This is a genomic window from Melioribacter sp. Ez-97, assembly GCF_051488665.1.
In the GTDB taxonomy this organism is placed as follows: Bacteria; Bacteroidota; Ignavibacteria; order Ignavibacteriales; family Melioribacteraceae; genus Melioribacter.
The window spans coordinates 101764-108214 of record NZ_JBPSEG010000011.1; the positions used below are offsets into that span (position 1 = coordinate 101764).

Consider the following 6451-nt stretch of genomic DNA (forward strand, 5'->3'; position numbering starts at 1 on the left):
ATATCAGCCGAAACGTCCGGAAATATATTCTTCAGTTTGTTCATTAGAAGGATTAGTAAATATTTTTTTTGTATTGTCGAATTCGATCAGTCTGCCCATATAAAAGAAAGCCGTAAAGTCGCTTACGCGCGCTGCTTGCTGCATATTGTGTGTTACTATAACAATCGTGTATTCTTTTTTCAGTTCATAAATCAAGTCTTCTATTTTGGCGGTGGCAATCGGATCCAGAGCGCTTGTCGGCTCGTCCATTAAAATCACTTCGGGATTTAGAGCGATTGTTCGCGCGATACACAATCTTTGCTGCTGACCGCCCGATATGCTAGCGCCTGACCGGTTCAGATTATCTTTTACTTCATCCCATAAGCCGACTTTCTTTAGATTTTCCTCTGCAATTTCGTTCAATAATTTTTTATCGCGCATCCCGTTTAATTTCAGTCCGGCGACCACATTGTTCATAATCGACATAGTAGGAAACGGATTAGGCTTTTGAAAAACCATACCGACTCTCTTTCTTAGATCGACCGGATTGATATTCTTAATGTCTTCGCCGTCGAATAATATTTTTCCCGTATACTCGCCGCCAATTACTTCGTGCATTCTGTTCAAGCATCGAAGAAAAGTCGATTTGCCGCAGCCCGAAGGACCGATAATTGCGGTAACCCGATTTTTCGGTATATTAAGATTAACTTCAAAAAGCGCCTGCTTCTCGCCGAAATACGCCGACAAATCTTTTGTTGAAACGACCGCCTCTTCGTCGGTCACTGTGCTGCTTTCGTAAGTTATATTTGTAATTGGTATTCTGCTCACGGATCAATTCAGTTGGTTTTGTATTTTGAACAAGTAATTATTTTGAACGTTAAACTTAATAAAGAAATTAAAATAATTAAAACCAAAGCCGCAGTCCATGCCTGTGCATTCCAATCTTCAAAAGGCGCGCGGGCGTAGTCATAGATGTAAACCGTAAGCGAAGCAATCGGCTCAAATACATTAGTAGACCAGAATCTGTTGCCCAGCGCTGTAAATAAAAGCGGAGCGGTTTCGCCGGCGGCTCTCGACAAGCCGAGCAATACGCCCGTCGCTATTCCTTTCCATGCCGTTCTCAATATGATGAACAAAGATGTTTTCCATTTCGGAATTCCGAGTCCCAATCCGGCTTCTCTATAACTATGCGGCACCAACTTAATCATTTCTTCGGTTGTTCTGGTAATCGTAGGAATCATCAGAATTGCCAGAGCCACTCCGCCCGCCAGAGCCGAGAATTGTTTCATCGGTATAACCACGAGCGTATATGCAACAACTCCGACAACAATCGACGGCACGCCGCTGAGAACGTCCGTAAGAAATCTCAATAATTGTCCGAATTTATTTTTTCCGAACTCGGCAAGATAGACGCCCGACATGATACCGACGGGCAGACCGATAGCTCCGCCGATTCCAACCAAAATCAACGTGCCTACAATCGCATTTGCCATTCCGCCTCCGGATTCACCCACAGGCTTGGGCATTTCAATAAAAAACTCAAGGTTCAATCTGCTTATGCCTTTCGAAACCGTGTAGTAAAAAATTAAAAAGAGCGGCAGAATGGCGACTAATGCAGCAATAAAAGTCAATGAATTTACCGCAAAGTTTACGGCTTTACGGTATTTAAGTCTGCGTTTATATTTTTTTAATTCTGTTTCCATTGCTTTTCCAGACTCCATACTAATAATCGCGCGGCAATATTAATAATAATTGTAATTACGAATAAGATTAGCGCCAATTCGATTAACGCGCTCAGATAGAGCTCGGTAGTCGCTTCCGTGAATTCGTTTGCTATAATGCTCGCCATAGTATATCCGGGGTCGAACAGGGATTCAGAAATTATCGGTCGATTGCCGATTACCATAGTAACAGCCATCGTTTCGCCGATAGCCCTGCCGAGTCCGAGCATGATGGCTCCGAGAATTCCCGACTTGGAATTTTTCAATACAATTTTAACGGCTTCCCATTTGGTGGCTCCAAGAGCAAGAGCCGCTTCCTTTTGAACCGACGGCACTGATTTCATAATATCGCGCGATATCGAAGTAATAATCGGCAATACCATAATCGAAAGGATTACAGCCGCGGCGAGCATACCGAATCCGTACATCGGTCCGTCGAAAAAGGGCAGATATCCGAAATGTTCGTTTAGAAACGGTTCTACATCTTCACGCAGCCATGGAACCAGCACGAATATACCCCACAAACCATATACAATGCTCGGGACCCCGGCTAATAATTCTACCATAAAAGACAACGGTTTTTCGAGCCATCCGGGCGCCGATTCGGCTAAATAGATGGCGACTGCCAGGCTGAGCGGGACAGCCATCAGTAAAGCCAGAAACGATGAAACGAGCGTTCCGTAGATTGAAGGAAGCGCTCCGTAGATTTCTTCGACAGGGTCCCAAGTAGTCTCGGTAATAAAATCCCATCCGAATTTATCGATCGACAATTTCGAATTGACATACATCTCGTATCCCATCAATATAACCATCATGAAAACGACAATCGCAAAAATCAAAGTCAATTTTTCGTAGATGAAATCGCCAATATTGATCCGGGACGATTTAAAGGATTTTTTAACGGACTTCATTTTTTCCATAAAATTTTATTTTACCTTAATCGGTTTTCCGTTGACAGTCAACATATCGATTTTTTTCATGCACAATTTAACTACAGAAGGCGGCAGCGGCGCATAATAAAGGCTTTCCGCATACGATTCGCCTTTTGTCAAAGCCCACCTCAAAAATTTAACCAGCGCTTCCGCTTTCTTACTGTCTTTCATGTCCTTATAAATCAAAAGCCATGTAAAGCCCGAAATCGGATACGAGTCTTTACCGTCGGCGTTGGTAATCATTGCTCTCAGATCGTCCGGCATATCTTTGGCGGCTCCGTCGGATGCAGCGGAAACCGTTTTAAAATTCGCCTCGATAAAATTGCCGGCGCGATTTTTAATTGCGACGTGAGAAAGTTTATTCTTTACCGCATAAGCCAGTTCCACGTATCCGATGGCTCCTTTTGTTTGCTTGACCATGCCGGCGACGCCTTCGTTGCCTTTTCCTCCAAGTCCGATCGGCCAATTAACCGAAGTGTTGTATCCGACTTTCTTAGCCCATTCTTTGCTTACATTTGAAAGATAATGAGTAAAGATAAAAGTAGTTCCGCTGCCGTCGGAACGATGCACTACGATTATACTTCTGTTCGGAAGTTTAACTCCCGGATTCAGTTTTGCAATTCTTTTGTCGTTCCATTTATAAATTTTCCCGAGGAAAATATCTGCAATAGTTGGTCCGTCGAGCTTAATTTTTTCTTTTACTTCCGGCAAGTTGTAGCTGAGGACAACCGCGCCGAGAACTGTAGGGATATGAATCACATCGGTTCCCTGTTTGGCTTTTGCTTCTTTAAGCTGCTCGTCGCTCATCGGTCCGTCGCTGGCGCCGAAATCGACTGTTCCCTCGATTACCTGTTTAATACCGCCGCCGCTTCCGATCGATTGATAATTAATTTGAACGCCGGTTTGTTTATGAAATTCGTCGAACCATTTGGAATAGATAACGTACGGAAAAGTAGCGCCGGCGCCGTTGAGTTTAACCTGCGCCGGGAGATTTATCAATCCGGCGATCATAAACATCATTAAATAAATTATTTTTTTATACATCTTTTCTCCTGTTTTGTAAAAAATTAAAATTTCCAGTAAAACGAAATGCGCGGTACGATATCCGGGTCTCCGCTGCCGTAAGTAACAATTTCAATATTAGGCGCAAAATGAACCGATTTATCGGGCAGAAAATCCGCGGCTAAAAGAATTAATGAGTTTTCGTCTTTCGATAAATCTGAATTCGGTTCGAAATAATCGAATCGACAAACGAGTTTCAATTTTTCATTCAATCGAAAGTGGCTCCAAACCGATACGCCGTATGAATTCTGGTCCGAAAGAGGAGACGCAGTTGACTTATGGAAATTATTTTCGATTTTACGGTAGAACGATTCAATTCCCAGATTTAAATCTTTATACGAATAACCCGCAAAAACAGCCGATACTATACTGTTGTTCTTTTTGAATGAATTTGTAAATCCGTCCTCGATCAATCCGGATGAAGCGTAATCAAAGTACGCGGTAAATGTTAAATTTTTCGCAGGATTGAATTGCAGCATCGAATAATACCTTTTGAATTTGTCGCTTTCCAGCCCGCTTTTGGAATTGTTGCCAATCTTAAGCCAATATTTGATTTTGCCGTTTGACGTAAGATTCCCTTTAAGGTCGAGTCCCATGTCCCTGCTCGATACGATTTTGTTGTAATCGAGAATCGTTTTTTCGAGAAATCGATAGCCCCACGCTTCTTCCGAAATACTGAACGCCGGCGTAGGCGACAAACCGACTATCACATCCGAGCCTTCGAAAATATCGTTCCACTTTAACCACGCATCTTTAACAATAGTATTGAAATTCGAACTCTGCCAGCTCGATTCGAGACGGAATCGCGTACTGAACTTTTCTGATATCTTAAAATCGGTAGTAAAATAGATTCTCCTGAATTGAAATCCGTTAATGTCGTTTTTCCCGTTGTCATTTTGTTGAACGTTGTAAAAATAATCTCCAAAAACGAGTCCGCTTAATTTTGGAAGGTTTTGAGCTGATATTTGAAATGAAATAATCAAAAAGAACGTAATTATTGGCAAAACAATTTTCTTGCTCACTTCTCTCCTCTCTCTCCGGTTTGTAAAAAAATGAGTTACACAATTATAAGAATTAAAAAAATCCGCAGTGTTAAGAAATTGTTAAATCATTTAATACGCTTTTTTGCCCGAACTTATTTGAAGACGAATGGATTTGCAGGAACAGTTTAACTGTTTTTTAATTTCGCTCAATTAATTCGATAACCTGTCAGTTTCTGTATTCTAAGCGTTTTGCCTTTTTCCGGCGTTTCCGCTATTAATTGTACAAGTCCTATTCCGACAGAATAATAATAGTCGGCATACCAGCTCACGCCGTTCCCGGTTCGTATAACTATGCATATATATTGATTGTCTTTTAATTGAACCGTATCGGCAGTTGAGAGACATGTATAAACTTCCGCATAATCCCCGTGGTCAACTCTCCAGCTTTCGCCTTTTTCGACAGGATATTTTACGACATGAGATTTAATAAATTTTCCCTCGCTAATTTCCTGCCAGTTATAGAGTCCGTCTTCTTCATACGAATAATAGAAATATCTTTCCGCGGGATTTATTCCTTCCGTTGTTTCCTTCACTATAAATACTTCTACGTTATTACCAGCTGTCCTTATTTTTGTTTTGCCGGTAACTTCCACTTTAACCTTTCGAGACTCCGCAACGCTGTCGTTTTGAATTATATCATATTGATATTCCCATTTATTGCCTACCGCCAAAGGAAATATTTGCTGCGATTTGTCAATAAAAAGATTTGACTCCGTTGTATCGCAGGATATTCCCGCCAACATCAAAGAAAGTAAGATAATTCTTTTTTTTGCGGACTTAATTTTTTTGATAAAACAATTGCAATTCTTCATTACGATAATTGTCATTTTTCGTACGTCAATTTATCTTCAACGCAGCAGTATCATTTTTTTGGTTTCAATAAAGTCGTTTATTTTCATTTGACAAAAGTAAACTCCGGACGGTAAATCCGATGCAACAAAATCGAAAGTATAACGACCGACAGACTTAAATTCATTTACCGGCGCGCTTATTACTCTGCCGAGGATGTCGTACACAATTATCCGCACTACACCCGGTTTATAAACCGCATACGATATGCGGGTATGCGGATTAAACGGATTCGGATAGTTCTGTTCTAGCGAATAGTCTTTTACGGGAAGCGGATCTTCCCCGACGCTAACATACCCTTCGCCGTCGATATAAATCGTATACACCGGATAATTCAGGGCATTGCTTAAGAAGTATAATGTATCGGAAAAATTTTGAAACGGCGAAGAGCCTTCGCAAATTGGACACAGGTCAGGCATGTAAAAAATCAGTTTGATCGAATCCCCCGGCGAGATAATAATGTCTTCAAAAATTTTATCAAATCCGAGATAAAATAAATAAGATGTATCTCCCGAATAAATATCTACCGGATATCCGTAGATTTTATTTGAGTAGATACTGTCGATAATCAGATCCGATGCCCCGGTATTGTATAAAAACAAACTGTCGTAAATATCGCTGAACGCTCCGTCCCCCGAAATATGAAGGGAATCTTTGCTGAATTCAATACTCTGCGAAAAAGTTACATTTTGCAGGATAATCAGAAACACCGTAAAGAAAAAGTGTTTTTTCATTTTTTTATTTATCACATTTTTTTACGCTCATCTAAAAAGCTCGTTAAGCCCTACAAACGGATTTTGCCCTTTTGAAAATATTTGATAGTGAAAATAACGGTAACAAAAAATAATGTCAATTAAAAATATTA

Annotated in this window: 7 protein-coding genes; all 7 read right to left on the bottom strand. The window is 40.8% G+C overall.

The features are described 5' to 3' along the window. Window positions 1–3 precede the first annotated feature (3 nt). Entirely contained in the window at window positions 4–807 is an 804-nt protein-coding gene (pstB, locus tag ACSSWA_RS12105; protein ID WP_437356836.1) for a phosphate ABC transporter ATP-binding protein PstB, read from the bottom strand. An 8-nt stretch (window positions 808–815) separates the two neighbouring features. Further along, window positions 816–1682 carry a phosphate ABC transporter permease PstA gene (gene pstA / locus ACSSWA_RS12110; RefSeq protein WP_437356837.1) on the bottom strand — a complete coding sequence of 289 codons (867 nt, stop codon included), beginning with the start codon at window positions 1680–1682 and terminating at the stop codon, window positions 816–818. After that, window positions 1667–2611: a phosphate ABC transporter permease subunit PstC gene (pstC, locus tag ACSSWA_RS12115; protein ID WP_437356838.1), complete on the bottom strand. Its 945-nt coding sequence runs from the start codon at window positions 2609–2611 to the stop codon at window positions 1667–1669. The genes pstA and pstC overlap by 16 nt, the downstream gene beginning before the upstream one ends. A 15-nt stretch (window positions 2612–2626) precedes the next feature. Next, on the bottom strand, window positions 2627–3676 hold the full coding sequence (gene pstS, locus ACSSWA_RS12120; RefSeq protein WP_437356839.1) for a phosphate ABC transporter substrate-binding protein PstS: 1050 nt from the start codon (window positions 3674–3676) through the stop codon (window positions 2627–2629). 23 nt (window positions 3677–3699) lie between these two features. Beyond that, window positions 3700–4716 carry a hypothetical protein gene (locus ACSSWA_RS12125; protein ID WP_437356840.1) on the bottom strand — a complete coding sequence of 339 codons (1017 nt, stop codon included), beginning with the start codon at window positions 4714–4716 and terminating at the stop codon, window positions 3700–3702. Between the two features lie 167 nt (window positions 4717–4883). Further along, window positions 4884–5564: a hypothetical protein gene (locus tag ACSSWA_RS12130; protein WP_437356841.1), complete on the bottom strand. Its 681-nt coding sequence runs from the start codon at window positions 5562–5564 to the stop codon at window positions 4884–4886. Between the two features lie 21 nt (window positions 5565–5585). Next, window positions 5586–6320, bottom strand: a complete 735-nt coding sequence (locus ACSSWA_RS12135) for a T9SS type A sorting domain-containing protein (RefSeq protein ID WP_437356842.1) — start codon at window positions 6318–6320, stop codon at window positions 5586–5588. Window positions 6321–6451: the final 131 nt, after the last annotated feature.

Coding starts and splice junctions, on each gene's coding strand:
- pstA (WP_437356837.1), bottom strand. CDS start 1,682: ATGGAAACAGAATTAAAAAAATATAAACGCAGACTTAAATACCGTAAA.
- pstC (WP_437356838.1), bottom strand. CDS start 2,611: ATGAAGTCCGTTAAAAAATCCTTTAAATCGTCCCGGATCAATATTGGC.
- pstS (WP_437356839.1), bottom strand. CDS start 3,676: ATGTATAAAAAAATAATTTATTTAATGATGTTTATGATCGCCGGATTG.
- ACSSWA_RS12130 (WP_437356841.1), bottom strand. CDS start 5,564: ATGACAATTATCGTAATGAAGAATTGCAATTGTTTTATCAAAAAAATT.
- ACSSWA_RS12135 (WP_437356842.1), bottom strand. CDS start 6,320: ATGAAAAAACACTTTTTCTTTACGGTGTTTCTGATTATCCTGCAAAAT.